Origin of the sequence: Agrobacterium sp. Azo12 (assembly GCF_029193765.2) — a bacterium.
Lineage (GTDB): Bacteria > Pseudomonadota > Alphaproteobacteria > Rhizobiales > Rhizobiaceae > Agrobacterium.
The window spans coordinates 465,243-483,329 of record NZ_JARFYO020000003.1 but is presented as its reverse complement, the minus strand read 5'-3'; the positions used below and the strand labels follow the sequence as shown (position 1 = coordinate 483,329).

Genomic DNA, 18,087 nt, shown 5'->3' with positions numbered 1-18,087 from the left:
AAGAAATTTGAGAAGAGGTGCTGACCATCTAGCAGCCATCAAGCCGGTAAAATCGACGTATCTTGCGATCAAACGGATTGTGTCATCCTCTTCGCCCATTACACCAAGAGAGCGTGCTGCGTGTTGGAAATGAACTTTCGGAACCGCTCTGATTTAGGATTACGAAATACCTCTTCAATCGGACCGTCCTCCTCAATGACGCCTTCGTGAAGGAAGACAATACGTGTTGCCACATCGCGTGCGAAAGCGATTTCATGCGTCACCAGCAACATGGTCCTTCCTTCTTTGGCAAGCGCACGCATTACGGCCAGAACCTCGCCCACGCGTTCGGGATCCAGTGCCGATGTCGGCTCGTCGAACAACATGACCTGAGGATGCATGGCGAGCGCCCGGGCAATCGCAGCACGTTGCTGCTGCCCACCGGAAAGATGACCGGGATAGGCATCGCTCTTGTCGGCAATACCGACATTTTCCAGGAGGGCACGAGCTTCAACAACACATTCTGCCCGCGGCCGCCCCTGGACGTGGACCGGCGCCTCGATGGGATTCTCAAGAATCGTCATGTGAGACCACAAATTGAAGCTCTGAAAAACCATAGCGGCGCGTGCACGAATACCATCGATCTGCCGACCATCGGCAATGGCAAGACCGTTACCCTGCTTTTTGAGCTTCACGGTTTCCCCTGTCACCACGACCTCACCAGCTGTCGGAATTTCCAACATGTTGATGCAACGCAGCATCGTGCTCTTGCCTGAACCGGAAGAACCAAGGATCGCGATAACCTCGCCCTTATGGGCATCGAGCGAGATGCCTTTGAGTACTTCGAGCGTCCCGAAGCTTTTGCGCAGGCTAGGTAGATGGGGTGTCAACCATGCTTTTTGGCTTTAAAATAAACAGTGAGCCATGCACAGAGTAGTACTCAGATGAGTGCTGCTCATCGCGTATCGTTCCGAACGTGACCTTCCAGCCCGAGCACAGCCAGATCGTTGGGTCATCGCCCTGCGTGGTTACGTTAACGTTCAGCGATGCCGTACCGCCTGCCACATCGATTTCCACACCCCACCGCGCAGAAAGAACTGGCCCATGTCTGTTCCGCCACTTTGAAACCGTCGCAATTTGGGCCTTGGACCAGAAAATTTTCAGAATTGTTTGCTGGCAGCGAGGGACGCTCCGATCGATTTCTGACCTTCGCCTTCAATATTGAAGAGAATGCTTGCATCGACCATCCACAGATCGGCCGTTTGCAGTGACATACCTGCCTTTATCATGCCGAATGTCCCGGATCCGTCTAGAGCAGCAAAGCCTCCCGTTGCGCCAAGCCTCGGTTTGAGCATTGCGCCACTTTCGAGGATAAAGGAACGTGCAATCTCGGCGCCGAGACTAACCCGGAATTGCTTTGCATCAAAGCCATCAATGGTGATCGAGTCGCCTGCAGCGTTGCCGATCGTGTAGTCCTCGACCTTTTCGGAAAAATACACAGCCCTGAGTTTTGGAGCCAGAATCGTGTCGTTGCCAAGATCCCACTGGCCGTCGATCGATGTATCGGCCATCCAGCGCCTTGTCTCGAATGCGCCATCCCAGAACATTGTATCGATATCATTGGATGAACCTCCATAGAGCAGGCTGCTGTTCCAGAACACACCCTTGCCGATTTCGAAGGAGGCGTAAGGACCGGCGAGCCAGCCATTGCCCTTCAACTCTGCGTCCTCATCGGTCGGGTTGGTCATGTGGTCGTAATGGAACGAGAGACCGAACAGCGCCCTCTCGTTCAGCAGATAGTCTGCCCCCATGTTGATCATTGCGAAGCTGCCCCATTTGGCGCCGTTGATGTCTTTGTCACTGTGGGCCAGAAAGGCACCGTCGATCCAGATGTTGAAGGCCGAGGAATAACCGCCGGTAATGCCATCCGCACTGTCACGTGCTGCTTCCATCTGAGCGAGGCTGGTGGAAACGTTGACCGTCATGCCGTTTTCGGACGGTGTCATGCGTGCAGTGACAGCATCGGTTGCCTCAGCCATCCGACGCCGCTCCAGAAGACCGGGAACATGGATCATGGAGGAAATCATGTTCTGGCGGCTCTGGATGAAGCTGCGTACAAACCGGTCAGCATCAGATGCAACCTGCGCCGCGTCGTAGGCAATGTTATATGTCACTGTACCGGTGTTGGAGATTCCGAGAGCACTTGTCAGCTTGAACCCGACACGGACCTGTCCTTTATAGGCCGGGTTCGGTGTGAACTGCAGATACCAGCCGACTGGTGTCGTGACGGGCCCACTCTGTGCGAGTTGCCCCTGAATAATCACAGCAGTGCCAGCATTCGGTGGCTCCACGAAGGTCCTCTCGGCTTGCACGAAAGGCCCGCCGGTAGCACCACGATTAAGATACACATCGGCAGGCGATGAACCGGCCTCGACTGTGACGACTTTATCAACGACGGTCACGGCACGCGCTTTGACTGCCAGTGTGTAGCTGGCCGTTCCAGTGGCCCCGTTGCCATCATGCGCCTCAATGGTGAAAGCATAATTCTTTGCTTCAGCATCCGTCTCTAATGGGCCTGTGAGTTCGCCTGTCGAAAGGTTGAGCGTCATGCCATCAGGAAGCGCGCCAGTGAGCAGGCTGTAAACAAGAGCGCCGTTGCCGCCCGTTGCGCTGATAGGCTGGCTATAGTCTTCGCCGACCATGGCTTCCTTCAACGTGGCAGCAGATGGCGTGAAGACGAAACTGCCCTCTGAAGAATTAACTTTCAGTGCATAGGTAGCAGAGCCGATCAGATTGTTTGCATCAACCACCGTAACCGAGAATTCGTAGGTTCCCGCCGCCGTCGGCGTTCCGGAAATCATGCCTGTTGCGGGGTTGACGGTGAGGCCTGCGGGCACCAATCCTGACGTTGTGAATAGGTATGGTGCGGTTCCGCCAGTTAAAGAAAGAGCCTGATCATACACCACACCCTTCGTTGCCTCATTCAACACTCCGCTCCCAGGTGAGATAATGATTGGCTCCGCCACATAAGTGAAGCTATTGACCAGCACGTCTGCACCGCCCGGCGTGCTCACGGTCACATTGAACGCACCGGCTGCATGAGCGGGTGTCGTTGCGGTGATCTTTGTCGACGAAACGACGGTGATGTCTGTTGCGGCCACGCCGCCAATACTGACGTCTGTCGCACCTGTCAGGTCCGTGCCGGTGATTGTAACGGAGGTTCCGCCCGCCGTGGTGCCGGAGTTCGGGGTAATGCCAGTCAGGGTCGGCGCAGCAGCGACCACTGTTATCGTGACAGTTGCCTCAGCCGATAAGCCATCGTCATTGCTGGCAGTGTAGGTGAAACTATCGGGGCCTGAGTACCCAACCGTCGGTGTATAGGTGATCGACGTACCCGATGCGGTTGCCATGCCGTGACTGGCCTGCGTGCCAACCGCGACCGAAGTCGCAACACCGCCTGTTATGTCGAGAGCAATCGGATTGTCGGAAGAGCCCGCAGACACGCTTTTCGAAACAGCATTAGCGACCGGCGGGTTTGTTGCGACATAGGTGAAGCTATTGGCCAGCACGTCTGACCCGCTTGGCGTGCTCACGGCGACATTGACGGGCCCCGCCGCATGAGTGGGTGTCGTAGCGGTGATCTTGGTCGACGACACGACGGTGACGTCTGTTGCGGCTACGCCGCCAATACTTACGCCCGTTGCGCCTGTAAGGTTGGTGCCTGTAATGGTGATGGATGTGCCGCCCGCCGTTAGGCCGGTCGTAGGAATAATCCCGTCCAATGTCGGTTCAGTGACCGGAGCCGAGCAAACAATTGTCACTGCGCTCAGGTAGTTTTTTGAATCTATCACAATACCCAGCCCATCGGTGCTGAGTGTACTGTGGGTACCGGAATGGGCTCCAGCAGATCCGGAATACGAGGAGTAGCGGAAAAAGACCGTACTGCTTCCGTAGTTGTTTAGTCTGATTTGGCCGGAGAAAATTTCCGGAACGGACTTCGGGTCGGTCCCGTAGTCCGTGAATGATACGCTGACAACCTCACCCGCTTCGAAATCGGAGGCAGGAAAATCCCGCGAATATCCTGTGGTTCCACTAATGCTGTTCAGTGCATTGCAAGCGGCCGAGAGAGCAAATGCGGGTGTGGAGATTGCCGCTGTACCGGCCATAAAAACAACCACGAGAACAATCGACGAGAAGACAGCCTGCATAAACTTCGGAACATATGATTTTTTTGCAGGAAGGTGGGTTGCGGTGGTGCCATTCATGTCTGCGCGTTTCCGTCGATTCTGCGTGTTGGCAACTACGTTGCCGTCTTCCACATGCGTTAAATCGGTTCGCTATATTTCGAAAGAGCACAACTGGAACGGAATGATACGAATTGTAACGGTAGTTGTGCTTTGACCGCAACATTGGGCCGAAAATGCAAAATCCCCTTGAAAATGAAGCTGAAAAACGGACGTGCCGTATCATTCTGCTGACTTACGCATCCCTGGAAACTGCATGATTGCCCGTTGCATGATGATGGCCGAACCAGCCGTAATACAGACTGCGATAATGCTCGTGGCGCTACATAACACCCCGCATCCGGCCAGGACTAGCAAACAGCGAATTATGCTTCGCCAGATAACTCCACAATATGATCAAACACTGCGGCCGGATCGTCATGATCTGGGTTAAGCATATCTGCACTCCGTTCAAGCGACGCAACAAGTGCGGAAACGGCAGAAAATTGGACCATTCACCTCACATTTTGCCGCTAGCTCGCACCCATGCCAGCGCTTCAAAGCCATCATGCACATCGCAGTTGCGCGGCATGCCTGTAACTTTCGAGAATTCGGCCAGTTGATTTGAATGGCTGACTTGGAGGCGAAAAGTTGCACGTTGGCATTCGCCTGCAAAGACAACTTTGGACCGGTCGTGTTGAGAAACTCGTCATTGTCGTAGCTGCCGGAACTCCCCGCTATGGCAAGGGAACGCAATGCCACCGCGGTGGCTCAATGATAAGTGTGGCGTCTACGTTTTGTAGCTGGGGTGATACGCGATGTCGAACTGGTCACTCTATTGCCTAGCCACGACGTGCGCGGTTTCACCCGCACTTGACTCACCCTCTATACCCCCCGGCCAGCGACAGGCTGGCCAAGGGTGATCATCGACAGGTGGCAAATATTGCACTCCCATACGGGGTCAACATTTCAGCACCTATTGTCGTCATACGGGGCACAGAGCGCTGCTCCTGCCCCATATGAGTGTAGATTTTAGAAGTGGTAGTTCACGCCAGCCTTGACTGTGTGGTCGCTTACGGTCGTTTCGCTAAGCGGGCCACCGGTGCTGCTGCGCACATCGCCAGTGCGCGCGTAGTTGTATTCTACTTTGCCGGAAATCTGCTGGTTGAACTTGTGTTCAACGCCAGCGCCGACCAACCAGCCGGGCTTCCAGCCGTCCGGACCCTGAGCCGTACCGTCGCGCATGCTGGTAATCGTGGCGCCTGCCGTGCCGTAGACGAGTGTATCTCCAAGAGGCATGCCGGCCTTGGCCTTGGCAGAGACGCGGTAGCGCTCTTCCAGATTGCCGCCTGGTACGAGTACCTTGGTGTCGCCCAGGTGTGACAGTTCTCCTTCGCCACCGACAACGAAACCGTTCGTTTCCATGTTGTAGCCACCCTGAATGCCACCCATGAATTCACGGTCGCCGGAGAAAGGATTGCCATGGCGCGAAGCCGTACCGGCATGAAGACCGACATAACCGCCGGTCCAGCCGGATGACTGCCCTACCGGCTCGTTGTACGACGGTGCTTCATAGGAATTGGTGAGGTCGGCTGCGAAAGCAGGACCGGAAATGACAGCGGCTGCAAGCACTGATGCGATGTACTTCTTGATCATGACTTTACTCCATACACAGCCCGCAGATGGTGAATGCGCAGGCGAAACATCGGCTTTCGCCACGGGTGAGTTCAAATCGGAACAGCTTGGTCGCTGACCGTAAGCACACCCGCACCGGTATGCCTTTCATTTTCATTAAAACATTAACAGCCTGTTAACCGAGAGAGGCGAGGTGCCGAGATGAAGTGTTCAATTGGTCGGCTTATACGGTGGCTCACACAGCAATAGTGTAGGGGGTAGAACGCGAGAGACAACGGAATCAAATGCTTGCAATCGATCCAGGGATCGCCATCCTTCGATTTTCAAACAGAGAACATTTTTTCGTGAGCATTGCGCTAAAATTACGTGATCGCGGCGTCTCGAAACACGATCCATAGACTTTCGTCTGCAGGTGGTATGACAATCGGCTTTCCCGCCACAATAAGCGGCGGCCCTTCTATCATCGTACTCCATTGGCACTACTGCGGCGCTCTGACCAACTTCATCGCGCAATGTTCAAACAACGTGCCAACACCAGGGCCGGTATTGCCTGGCACCGTCTTGGGACGACCTTATGAGCGCATGTTATTCTTGAGCCCACCCTAGGTGCCCCTGCGTTCCATCCGGATCATATCCGCTGCCTTTTCGGCAATCATCACCACTGGCGATGCGGTGTTGCCGGAAATGATACGCGGCATGATCGAGGCATCGACAATACGCAATCCATGAACGCCTTTTGCCCGCAACGCCGGATCAACAACAGCGGCGTCATCCACGCCCATGCGGCATGTACCGACCGGATGGAAGATGGTGGTGGCGATATCGCCTGCTTTTTCCAGAAGCGCGTCATCACTTTCGAACTGGCGGCCGGGGAGAATCTCCTCGGGCTGGTACGGGCGCAATGCGTTGGCCGCCATCACCTGCCGGGCCTGACGGATCGCTGCGATAGCAACGGAGCGGTCATGGTTGGTCGACAGATAGTTTGGCCGGATTTCCGGTTGCTGGTGCGGATCGGTCGAGCTGATGTGGCATGTGCCCACACTGCTCGGGCGCAATTGGCAGACCGAAACGGTAATGGCCGGGAACGGATGCAGCGGATCGCCGAGCTTGTCGGTGGAGAGCGGTTGGACGTGGTACTCGATATCAGGACGGTTTGCGCCGGGAGTGGATCGCGTGAACATGCCGAATTGGCTCGGTGCCATCGACATCGGTCCGGAGCGCATCAGCGCATATTCCGCTGCGATCCTGATCTTGCCCCTCCAGGAGTTGGCGAGCTGGTTGAGTGTGATGGTATCCTTGACTTTGAAGACGGTCCGGATTTGCAAATGGTCCTGCAGATTTTCACCCACAGAGGATTTTGCCAGATTGACCTTGATGCCAAGCGATCCGAGACGGGCGGGATCGCCGATGCCGGACAATTCCAGCAGCTTCGGTGAGTTGATGGCGCCAGCCGCCAGGATCACTTCACCGCTGGCTTTCGCATGAAACGAGCCTGCGGATGTGCTATACTGGACGCCGGTGACGCGGCTTCCCTCCATCGTCAGCCGCTCGACCAGCGCATGTTTGATGAGACGCAGGTTTGGGCGCTTCAGAGCGGGTCGCAAAAAGCCGCGCGCCGTGTTCCAGCGCACGCCCTTATGCTGGTTTACGTCGAAGAAACCCGAGCCTTCATTGTCGCCATCGTTGAAGTCCGCACGAGGCTCAATGCCGAGTTCGCGGGCACCCGTCTGCACCGCCTCGAGGATCTTCCACTTCAGCCGCTGGCGACTGACCTTCCACGGTCCACCGGTCGAATGCATGTCGCCTTGCGGACCATGGAAATCTTCGGAGCGTTTGAAATAGGGCAGCACATCCGACCATCCCCAGCCGTCATTGCCGAGCTCGCGCCAGCCATCATAATCGGCGGCTTGCCCACGCATATAGATCATGCCGTTGACCGACGTGCAGCCTCCCAGCACCTTGCCGCGCGGGTAAGCGAGACTGCGTCCATTGAGGCCTGCTTCGGCAGCTGTGCGCATCATCCAATCGGTTCGTGGGTTGCCAATGCAATAGAGGTAGCCCACGGGGATCTGCACCCAATGATACCGATCGGAGCCTCCGGCTTCCAGCAGCAGGACACGTACGGTTGGATCTTCCGTAAGGCGGGCGGCCAACACACAGCCTGCCGTCCCTGCCCCGACGATCACATAGTCATATTGGCCATCCAGGCCAGTCGTTTCCGCCATGGTTCCTGTCCTCATTGGCAAGGGTAGTCGCGTTACATCCTTGCGAACCACCTCACCCTAATTTTTCAATGCGTTCCAGAAATTCCGCATCTGGCCTGTAAGAGCCGCGTAAATGGCATAGCGTCTGCGAAAATGCTCGAACCGCTTGGCTTCAGGGCGAAAGTCGCGGGCGACCCGGGTCATTGCCTGAACGGCATCTTCGTAGGAAGGATAATGGCCAACGGCGACTGTCACGCCAATCGCAGCCCCCAACGCTCCAGTCTCCCTCGCTTCTGCCACGGTCAGCGGGATTTCCAGAACATCCGCCATCATCTGCGGCCAGTGTGGGCTTCGCGAGCCGCCGCCCGACATGACAGCCCTACTCACAGACAGTCCGGCATTTTCCAACACCTCGATATGGCGGCGATGCTCGAAGCAGACGCCTTCGAACAGCGCCCTCAGCATATGCCCTTCACCGTGCCAGCCCGCCAGCCCATAGAAGCCACCGCGAAACTCCGCCCCTAAACGCGAGCCGAAAATGAAGGGATGGAAGAACGGATCGTCGGCGCGTGGCACGACTTTGCCGACTTCATGATTGCAGCGCTCGAAGGCCTGGTCGCCATGGTCGCCGCGCATGCGGTGAACATACCATTCAAGATTGGCAGCAGAGGTGGCGCTGGACTCGATGTTGACATATCGGTCCTTGCCGAAGACCGTCACCATAAAGACATCGTCACTGATAACCGGCTTATCGGCAAAGACCTGGTTGATACTCCAGGTTCCAGCCACCACCGAGGCCTCGCCTGCGTGAATGATGCCGGAGCCCAGCGCACTCGACACCACATCGAAGAAGCCGCCGATGACGGGTGTTCCTTCAGCAAGTCCGGTGGCCTGTGCCGCCTTGGCGCTCACACGTCCAGTGATCTCCGCCGATTCAACACGATCAGGAAAGAAGGAAAGCGCGTCCTCCAAATGGTAGAGGCTCAGCAAAGCCTCGTCGAGCACGCTTTCCGGCATGGCGAGAAGCCCGGCACCACTCAGGTCGGAAATGTCGTTGGTCAGACGGTCCGTCAGGCAGAAGTTGATGTAGTCCTTGCAGAACAGCACGGCGCCGATCCGGGCGTAAAGCGCTGCTTCGTGACGTTTGACCCAAGCAAGAAGTGTCGGCGTTTGCGATGGCCAGGGTCGTTGCAGGCACCGCGCCTGAAGAGCCACGCCGTTTTCATGGTCGAGTTCGGTGGCAATATCGCAGGCGCGGCTGTCGAGAGACTGGATACCCTTCAACGGGCGCATCTCCTTATCGAGCAGATAAAGCCCGTTGCCATGGCCGGCGCAGCCGATGCCGAGGATCCGGCTGGGATCGACCCCGGAGCTTGAAATCACCTCGCGGATAGCCCTGCAGCCATTCTCCCAGAGCTCGGATAGATCGCGTTCAACATGCCCAGGTTCCGGGAGGCTCGATTTTCCGTCGAGCGCGCATTGCGCAACCTGATGCCCTTTCGTGTCAAACAGCACGGCCTTGATGACCGTGTTGCCCACATCGACGCCCAGAACGTAATTTGTTTCAGCCACGGTTGTAGATATCCCACGCTTCTTCGCCACCGGCACGCTGATGAATGATAGCCATCAGCGCCTTTACGACGGCCTTCGGATTATCATGTTGATAGATATTGCGGCCATAGACCATACCGTTTGCGCCCTGCTCCATGATAGCAGCAGATTTTGCCAGCACGGTACGCAAATCCTCCTTCCCGCCGCCGCGCACCAGAACCGGGCAACGGGCCGCTTCGATCACCTTGTGGAAATCCGCAGGGTCCGTCGTCGGATCGGCCTTGATGATATCGGCGCCCATTTCTGATGCCAGGCGCACCAGGGTTACGATCTTTTCGGCATCTCCATCCACCTGATAACCGCCACGTACATCATTGGGCAGCATCACCAGCGGCTCGATCATCAGGGGCATGCCGTAGCGATGGCAATCTGCGCGCACGCGGCTGATGTTTTCGACGCATTGGCGAAACAGTTCCGGTTCGTCCGGCAGCATGAACAGGTTGACGACAACGCAGGCCGCATCCATTTCCAGCGCGCCAATGATCGGCTCTTCGTGATTTTGCAGTTGCGACCACATGCTGCGGTGGCGCGTGGAATTGTAAGGATTGCCCATATCAATGCGCATCACGAGTGCCGGCTTGTCGCGCTCCGGTCTGGATTGCAGCAGGTCGGCCTGACCATAGGCCATCTGAATGGCATCTGGTCCGGCTTCAATGAGTTTGCCGACAACTCCGGCCATATCTTCCAGACCGACGAGAAAGCTCGGCTCGTTGCAGACCCCGTGATCGAGTGCGACATCGAGGCAGCCGCCTTGACGAAACAGCCTGTTCATTCTTGCCTTGCGGGAAACGCGTATCATGATGCCTTGTCCTTTGCTTTACATCTATCCTGAAGCATTTCGATCGACACGCCGTAATAGGCCTGAAGTTCGTCGATCACCTGTCGCCGTTCGGCGAATGCGTTATCAGCTGTCCAGCCGAGTTCGCGCGACGCGACGGCAAGCAGCGTGTCGAGGATGTCGAGATCAAGCTCGCCGGTAATGGCGAGGCTAGTGCGTCGCAGCACCAGATCGGACAGGTGCCGCACATCCTCTGCCTGGATAAGCCAGGCGATCTCGGCGAGCGTCATGGCCGTCGCGGCAGAGAACGAGATATCGTCGGAGCGCGAACGGCAGAAGGTCATCAATTCGAAGGCCCGCGAGCCATAGGTGGTCGCCAGATGATCGGCACGCGCCTTGCCGATGGCGAACTCACGGGAGAGCTGTTGGGACAAGAGATCCGCGTTACCCGGGTGGTTCATGCCGCCGCCAATGGGGCGATTGTTCGTCGAGGTGACGCGGGACCGTCCTATTCCAGCCAACACCTCGTCGGTAAGCTGCTCACCAAATGCGCGGAAGGTCGTCCACTTGCCGCCGACCATGCACAATTGCGGCGGGTTGGAATCGACGCGATGGATCAGGTGACTGCGCGAAATCTTTCCCGTGAACTCCGCTTCGCTGCGCGGCAGAGGGCGAATACCGCTATAGCTGAAGACGATATCTGAGGCCGCAACATTGATGTTGGGAAAAACGGTTCGCACCGCATCCAGGATGTAGTCGCGCTCTTGCGGTTCGCAGCGTGTCCGGTCAGGCGTGTTCACCTTGATATCGGTTGATCCGGCAAGCACGCGTCCGAGATAGGGGAAGAGAATACAGACCCGATTGTCGACATTCTCAAAAAAGATCATGTGCCCGTTCAACGCCTCATAGAGCGCCTGATTGGCAAGGATGATATGGGAGCCCTTGGTGCCGGTAACGCTCGGCTCACTGGTTTTCGCGGCATTGCCAAGAGCGCCGATCGTCTCGTCGATCCAGGCCCCCGTTGCGTTGACGATCATCCCTGTGCGGATCACCATTGGTTCATCCGCCTCTTCCGCCAAGAGATGATAAGCGTCGCCGCTTCGGTTCAACTGCGCATAGTTCAGGGCGATTGCCTGCGGCGCATCGCGACGCGTATCCAGCACCAGTTCCAATGCCAACCGCTCGGGCTGACGGATCCAGGCGTCGTAATAGGTTGCCGAGGAGCGCACGCGCACATCGAGTTCTGGCCACCGCGATCTGGTGGTGCGATTGTTGTGAAACTCGTGCCGTGGCAGGAGACGGTTCTTGCGAGTGACGAAGTCATAAAGCGCAAGCCCGATCTTGATCGCCACCGCCCCACGGCTCGCTGGCTTGCCCGATGAACCGAAGAACGTCGCCGCAGCATTGAAGAGACCGCCAAAAGTCGAATGGATGGGAATGGTCGTGGGCAAGGGATGGACCAGATGCGGCGCCAGGCGCAGCAGTGTATCGCGCTCCATCAGCGATTCCCGCACAAGGCCGAACTCGCCATTTTCCAGATAGCGGAGACCGCCGTGGATCATGCGGGACGGAGCGGCACTGCACCCGGAAGCAAAATCATTGCGCTCCACCAAAAGCACTCTCAGACCCTGCAATGCCAGATCGCGGTATGCGCCGATACCATTGATCCCCCCACCAACAACGACGACATCAAAATCGGCATCTTGTCGAATTTGTCTGAGCGCGTCCTCGCGGAAATTGGACATGGAAATACCGTTCGCTGGTTTTCACGCCAACGTCCCAATCTGGTGTTGCGGTGTTTGAGACTTAGAGCACCTCCGGGAAACATGAGTTCACCTGCACTGCTCTAACTATTTGTTTTTACGAATTTCCGGGCGCAAAGCCGAGTACGCGTTCTGGAAATGCTCTAACGGTCTAGGTCAACCAGATGCTCTGCAATGCCATCAGATAGTATCGCCACCTCGTGCGCTGTCAGGCGCAAGCGCGCCGCTCCAGCATTCTCGACGGCTTGTTTGGGATCACGAGCCCCGCACAGGGAAAAAGTAATCCCAGGCTGGGCCACCGTCCAGGCAATCACCGCCTGCGCGATGGTTGCCTGATGACGATCCGCCACCGAAGTGACGACCTCCATCAGGCGCGCCACTTTCTGGCGATTGCCGGGACTGAAGCGCGGATTGTCTTTCCTCTGGTCATCGCCGGTGAAGACCCTGTCCGGGCCAATCTTGCCAGAGAGAAGACCAAGCGCCAGCGACGAGTAGCTGAGGATGGAGACGTCATTGGCAAGGCAAGTCGGCACGAAACTGGTTTCGATGTCGCGCTTGACCATCGAGTATTCTTCCTGGATGGCATCGAGGGCACCAGTAGCGATGTAGGCGGCAAGGTCTTCCTTCGAAACGTTGCTTGCGCCAATCGATCGGATCTTGCCCTCCTCCTTCAGCCGCGCCAGTTCACCGACTGTGTCTGCGATCGGTGTCGTGGCGTCCTGCCAATGGGTGACGTAGTGATCGATGTAGTCGGTACCGAGCCGTTTGAGGCTATGTTCGATCTCGTAGCGAAGGGAGTGCGGACCAAGGTAGCGGTGCACTGGCTTGCCATCCTGGTGAAAGAAATAGGCGCCTTCCGCCACATTCCAGACCAGGCCGCATTTCGTCACGAGCACGACCTTGTCGCGCTGGCCAGCAATGGCTTTGCCGACGATCGTCTCTGCGAGACCCATGCCGTAAGCAGGTGCCGTGTCGATGAGAGAAAGGCCAGCGTCGATGGAGGCCCGGATCGCATCGATCGATGCCGTCTCGTCGGTGCCACCCCACATCCAGCCGCCGATCGCCCAGGTACCGAGCCCGACAGCAGACGCTTCGATGCCGCTTTTTCCGATCGGCCGCTTCAAGGTAGGTGCGTCATTCATTCGTGTAATCCTTCCCTAAAGTTTCAAGCGCCTTGGCGATTTCCTCATCGACAACCAGCGATGTCAGGAACCGACCCGCGAGCGCTGCGGACACCGGGCCGGCCTTCAATTCACCCGCAGCAACCCCGATGACCGAAGGGCAATTGGCCAGTTGCTGCGGATCGAGAGCCACGACCCGCGAGTTCAAGTCACTGTCGGCAAGCGAACCATCCGCGCGGATCAGGTGCGCCAGAAACTCGCCTGCAATACCTGCATCCATCAGCGCCTGGCTGCCTCGGGCCGGATCCGGTAAGAGATCGTAGTAGCCCGAGCCCGGAGCCTGGACAGATCCGATGCCGACCAGCGCTACCGTTGCCTGACGCGCCAAATCGAACACGTCGCGGATCGAGGCGACATTCATCAGCACGTTACGTTGCTGCTTGTCCTCGACGAACAGAGGCGCATGAACCAACTGTGCCGTGCCGCCGAGCTTTTCCGCCAACTGGGTGGCGAGATGGTTGACGTCGGTATAGTGCTTCCCCTGCACTCCCCCTGTCAGCGGCACCACCCGCACGTCAAAGCGCCGCTCCGCCTCCAGACTGTCAACGACTGCGCTCACTGCCTTGCCGCCGGTGATGGCGATGACATCGCCGTCACGGATCGTTTCAAGCAGATGGTTCGCGGCAACGCGTCCGACCATCTGCAAGGTTGTCTCGGGATTGTCCGAAACGGTCGGCGTCACCATGGCCTGCTTGAGGCCGAACCGTCCGACGACGTTATTTTCCAGATCGACGAGCCGCTGGTAGGGGCTTGAGATGCTGATCTTGACCATGCCCGCCTTGCGGCCAGCGGCAATCATTCTGTTGACCTTCGTGTGAGACAGATTGAGCTTTTCAGCGATCTCCGACTGTTTCATACCCTCGATAAAATGCAGAACGAGAACGGAATACATCTGGCGCTGCTGATCGAATTCATCCCTGTAGTCCACCATGATGTATCATCTCCTTCTTGATCGTCGGCACTTTAGCGGCGGCGCTTTACCAGGTAATGGTCGAAGAGCACGGCGGCGAGCAAGATGCTACCCCGAATAATGTCCTGCCAGTAAACGGAAACGTTGAGCAAGGCGAGCGAGCTTGAAACCACCGAAAGCAGAACGGCACCGAGGATTGCGCCGAGGATCGTACCAGATCCGCCTGAAAGGCTTGCCCCACCGATGACTGCAGCAGCGATCACGTTAAGTTCCATGCCGACACCGAAGCTTGGTTGAGCCGAGCCGAAGCGGGCCATGTAGATCACTCCTGCCACGCCGCAAAGCATTGAGCAAAGCGTGGTCGTGGCGAAGACGACGCGGCCGACCCGGATGCCAGAATAGGCGGCGGCTTTTGGGTTGCTACCGACGTAGAAGACTTTACGGAAGGCCGTCGTGCGGCGCAGCATCAGATCGAAGGCAACGACGACCACCACGAAGATGATGAGCACGAGCGGAACGCCATAGACCGAACCCTGGCCGATGAACTTGAATTCCGGCGGTAGAGAAAAGAGGCTGAGTGGCCGGCCACCCGTTGCAAGCAGGCACACGCCTCGAGCAATGACCATGACGCCGAGCGAGACGATGAAGTGGTGCAGTCCGACGACGGTCGTCAGAAAGCCCATGGCCATGCCGATACAGGTGGTGGCCAGGATTGCGAGCGCGGCGGCGGCCCAGGGGTCTACACCGTTCAGGAACAGCCAGCCGGCAACCACCATGGCAAGTGCCGTGACCGAACCTACCGACAGATCGATGCCTCCGGAAATCAGCAGGATCGTCATGCCGACGACGACGATGCTTTCCACCGCAAAGGCCATGGCCATCGCTCGAAGGTTGTCGACGGTCAGGAAGTAGGGCGAGGTGAAGGACATCACGGTAAAGAGCGCGAGGATGATGACGATGAGGCCTGTCTCGCGGGCCTTGATCGCGGGCGTCCACCACCGCACACGGGTTTCTGCCGCCGTCGGTGCGTGATGCTGTGTATCGATCGTTGCCATGTCTGCTATTCCCCTCACGCTTCGCAGAGCTGCGATTGACTACTGATCGATGCGAGATGCATGATCTGTTCTTCCGTCATGTCCGCACCGGTGACCTCTCCGGTGATCCGCCCTTCCCGCACAACGAGAACTCGGTCGCTCACACCGATGAGCTCGGGGAGTTCGGACGATATGACCACCACGCCGACACCCTCATTGGCGAGATCGCGGATCTGTCGGTGGATTTCCGCCTTGGCGCCGACATCGACACCGCGCGTCGGCTCGTCGAGAAAAATAACCTGCGGCTCGACCGACAGCATTTTCGCCAAGGCCACTTTTTGCTGGTTGCCGCCGCTCAGCGTATTGACCGCCTCACCGACACCATTGGAGCGCAACTTCAGCCGGTCGCCGAAGTCGCTCGCACGCGCAGCCTCTTTCCGTCGGCTGATAAGGCCCAACCCGTTCGAGACGCGTCCGACATCGAGAGCCGAAACATTGGCGGCAATCGACATGTTGAGAAACAGGCCGTCTCCCTTGCGGTCTTCCGAAACGTAAACCAGCCCCTCGCGAATGCTGTCGCGATAGTCGCACAACGAAAGCTTTCGGCCTCTGAGTCTCACCTCGCCCTCCGGCTTGCCTTCCAGCCGACAGATGGCGCGCACGATCTCGCTGCGCCCTGCCCCGATCAGGCCCGCCAGCCCAAGAATTTCACCGTTATGCAGATCGAAGTTGACATCGCGGACGCGACGCCCCTCGTTAAGTCCGCGCACCGACAGGATCACCTCGTCGGACTTTGCATTCGGTGCCTGTTTTGGCGGATAGAGCTTGTCGAGCACGCGCCCGACCATGCTGTTGACAACATCTTGCGGGTTGACCGAAGCAATATCCGCCGTCTTGATATGGCAGCCATCGCGCATGATGGTGATCCGGTCGCAATGCTGGAAGATTTCCGCCATACGATGGGAAATATAGATAATCGCAATGCCGCGCTCAGCGAGGCGATGCATGATCTTGAACAGTGTCTGCGCCTCGGACTCGGTCAAGGCGGCGGTTGGTTCGTCAAGGATGAGAATGCGGCAATCGAGCGTCAGCGCCTTGGCGATTTCGACGATCTGCTGCTGCGAGATCGAGAGATCGCCGGCACGGCACCTCGGATCGATATCGCCAAGTTCCGTCAGGATGTTTTCGGCACGCACGCAAAGCGAACGATAGTCCATCAATAGCGTGCGGCTACGACCTGTTTCCGCCATGAACATGTTTTCTGCGACCGAGATTTCCGGGCAGAGTGCAATCTCCTGATGGACGAAACCAATACCGAGGCGATTGGCGGCATTGGGTGAGGATATGCGAACTGGCGCACCGTCCAGACGGATTTCACCGCTGTCCGGCTGCAGAATGCCGTCGATGATATGCATCAGGGTCGACTTGCCGGCACCATTTTCACCCGCCAAAGCGTGGATCTCGCCGCGGCGCAATTCAAGCTCGGCGCCCCGCAAGGCCTGGACAGGCCCGAATGACTTGTGAATATTCGTCATGCTGAGTACGACCTCTGCCATGACACCCTCCCGATCAATCATTGTTGATGCCCCCGGCAGTGCAAGCCGCACCGCCGGAGATCTCTAGGGACGTCGCTCAGCGACCCTTCATGTAGGTGTTGAGGTCGAAGGAGTCGGCGTTGTCTTTGGTGATCACAGCAAAACCATTGTCCATTGACGGGATCTGCATCGGATTGAACCCGGAGACCTTATAGTCGTTGAACGGATCGCTTAGATCGGGATGGGCGCCGAGAAAGGTATTGATGAACCCCATGAAACCCTGAATGCCCTGGTTAGGGTTGATCGCCATATGGATGTTGCCCTGCTTGATCTGCTCAAGCGTTGCGGGCGTGATGTCCGCGTGAAGAATAAGGACCTTTTTCTTGGCCGCTAGGACGGCAGCAACTGCACCTTCGGCAGAACCCGCTTCAGGAATCCAGAGAGCGCCGAGGTTCGGATTGGCCTGCAGCATGGCGGAAACCGCCTGATAGGCCGCGTTGGAATCTTGGTTCGTCGCCTGGCGGGCAACGAGCTTCATGCCAGGATGAGTGGTGCCCATGTAATCGACAAGTGCGGTGACGCGCAGGTCATGGTTGCTCTGGCCGGGATTTTCGAGGACGGCATATTCACCCTTCTCACCCAGCACCTTGACGATTTCGTCCGCGGCAAACTTGGCCTCAGCGACGTTATCGGAGGTGATGTAAGCCGTGCGCTTGGATTTCGGAGAGTCTGCGGCGAAGGTTGTGATGGAAATACCGGACTCGATTGCCTTGTTGATCGGCTCGATGAATGGGTCGGCCTGCATCGGGTGCAGCAGGATGCCCTTCGGCTTCTTGACCACCTCCTGCTCGAAGGAGGCGATCTGCTTGGTGATGTCATATTCCGGCGTGCCGGTGAAAACAGCCTCGCAGCCAAGAGACTTGGCGGCCTGCTTGAAGCCTTCGAAGACTGGCACCCAATAAGGATGGCTCGAGACCATCACGTTCATCGCATAGGTTTCACCTGGCTCGCAGGCAAACTTTCCCTCAGCATTGGCAGACTTAACAGACCAGCCAGCAACAACTGCAGCAATCAGAGCCATAGCGGTCGCGGCTTTCAAAGACTTCAGCATTTTCCCCTCCCAGAGATAATTCGGTCAATGAAATAAAAATCTCTATGAGAAATTTATTGCACGAAAGGATAACTAACCTACGGCCCAACTCGCGTCAATGGCTCTGCATAATATTTCTATCTG

General features: G+C 57.3%; 12 protein-coding genes. All 12 read right to left on the bottom strand.

All coding sequences use genetic code 11. The features are described 5' to 3' along the window. Positions 1-98: 98 nt before the first annotated feature. The gene (locus PYL13_RS24270; RefSeq protein ID WP_275643612.1) at positions 99-869 is read right to left on the bottom strand and encodes an ABC transporter ATP-binding protein; all 771 of its coding nucleotides are present in this window, start codon (positions 867-869) and stop codon (positions 99-101) included. A gap of 270 nt (positions 870-1,139) precedes the next feature. Next, positions 1,140-4,244, bottom strand: coding sequence for an IPT/TIG domain-containing protein (locus tag PYL13_RS24265; RefSeq protein ID WP_275643611.1), 3,105 nt, complete (start codon positions 4,242-4,244; stop codon positions 1,140-1,142). A gap of 990 nt (positions 4,245-5,234) precedes the next feature. Beyond that, positions 5,235-5,858 carry an outer membrane protein gene (locus tag PYL13_RS24260; RefSeq protein WP_275643610.1) on the bottom strand — a complete coding sequence of 208 codons (624 nt, stop codon included), beginning with the start codon at positions 5,856-5,858 and terminating at the stop codon, positions 5,235-5,237. 581 nt (positions 5,859-6,439) lie between these two features. Further along, a complete protein-coding gene (locus tag PYL13_RS24255) occupies positions 6,440-8,062 on the bottom strand; it encodes a GMC family oxidoreductase (protein ID WP_275643609.1) in 1,623 nt (540 codons plus the stop codon). A gap of 57 nt (positions 8,063-8,119) precedes the next feature. Continuing rightward, the gene (locus PYL13_RS24250) at positions 8,120-9,592 is read right to left on the bottom strand and encodes an FGGY-family carbohydrate kinase (RefSeq protein ID WP_441296701.1); all 1,473 of its coding nucleotides are present in this window, start codon (positions 9,590-9,592) and stop codon (positions 8,120-8,122) included. A 13-nt stretch (positions 9,593-9,605) separates the two neighbouring features. Next, positions 9,606-10,448 carry a class I fructose-bisphosphate aldolase gene (locus PYL13_RS24245; RefSeq protein ID WP_250985851.1) on the bottom strand — a complete coding sequence of 281 codons (843 nt, stop codon included), beginning with the start codon at positions 10,446-10,448 and terminating at the stop codon, positions 9,606-9,608. Beyond that, on the bottom strand, positions 10,448-12,175 hold the full coding sequence (locus PYL13_RS24240; protein ID WP_275643607.1) for a glycerol-3-phosphate dehydrogenase/oxidase: 1,728 nt from the start codon (positions 12,173-12,175) through the stop codon (positions 10,448-10,450). The genes PYL13_RS24245 and PYL13_RS24240 overlap by 1 nt, the downstream gene beginning before the upstream one ends. A gap of 161 nt (positions 12,176-12,336) precedes the next feature. Continuing rightward, positions 12,337-13,335 (bottom strand): aldo/keto reductase, encoded by a 999-nt coding sequence (locus tag PYL13_RS24235; RefSeq protein WP_275643606.1) that lies wholly within the window; start codon positions 13,333-13,335, stop codon positions 12,337-12,339. Then, positions 13,328-14,305 carry a sugar-binding transcriptional regulator gene (locus PYL13_RS24230; protein ID WP_275643605.1) on the bottom strand — a complete coding sequence of 326 codons (978 nt, stop codon included), beginning with the start codon at positions 14,303-14,305 and terminating at the stop codon, positions 13,328-13,330. Before PYL13_RS24230 ends, PYL13_RS24235 begins: the two co-directional genes overlap by 8 nt. A gap of 32 nt (positions 14,306-14,337) precedes the next feature. Further along, positions 14,338-15,339, bottom strand: coding sequence for an ABC transporter permease (locus tag PYL13_RS24225; protein WP_275643604.1), 1,002 nt, complete (start codon positions 15,337-15,339; stop codon positions 14,338-14,340). 14 nt (positions 15,340-15,353) lie between these two features. Continuing rightward, positions 15,354-16,874, bottom strand: a complete 1,521-nt coding sequence (locus tag PYL13_RS24220; protein WP_275643603.1) for a sugar ABC transporter ATP-binding protein — start codon at positions 16,872-16,874, stop codon at positions 15,354-15,356. A 76-nt stretch (positions 16,875-16,950) separates the two neighbouring features. Next, positions 16,951-17,934, bottom strand: coding sequence for a substrate-binding domain-containing protein (locus PYL13_RS24215; RefSeq protein WP_441296700.1), 984 nt, complete (start codon positions 17,932-17,934; stop codon positions 16,951-16,953). Positions 17,935-18,087: the final 153 nt, after the last annotated feature.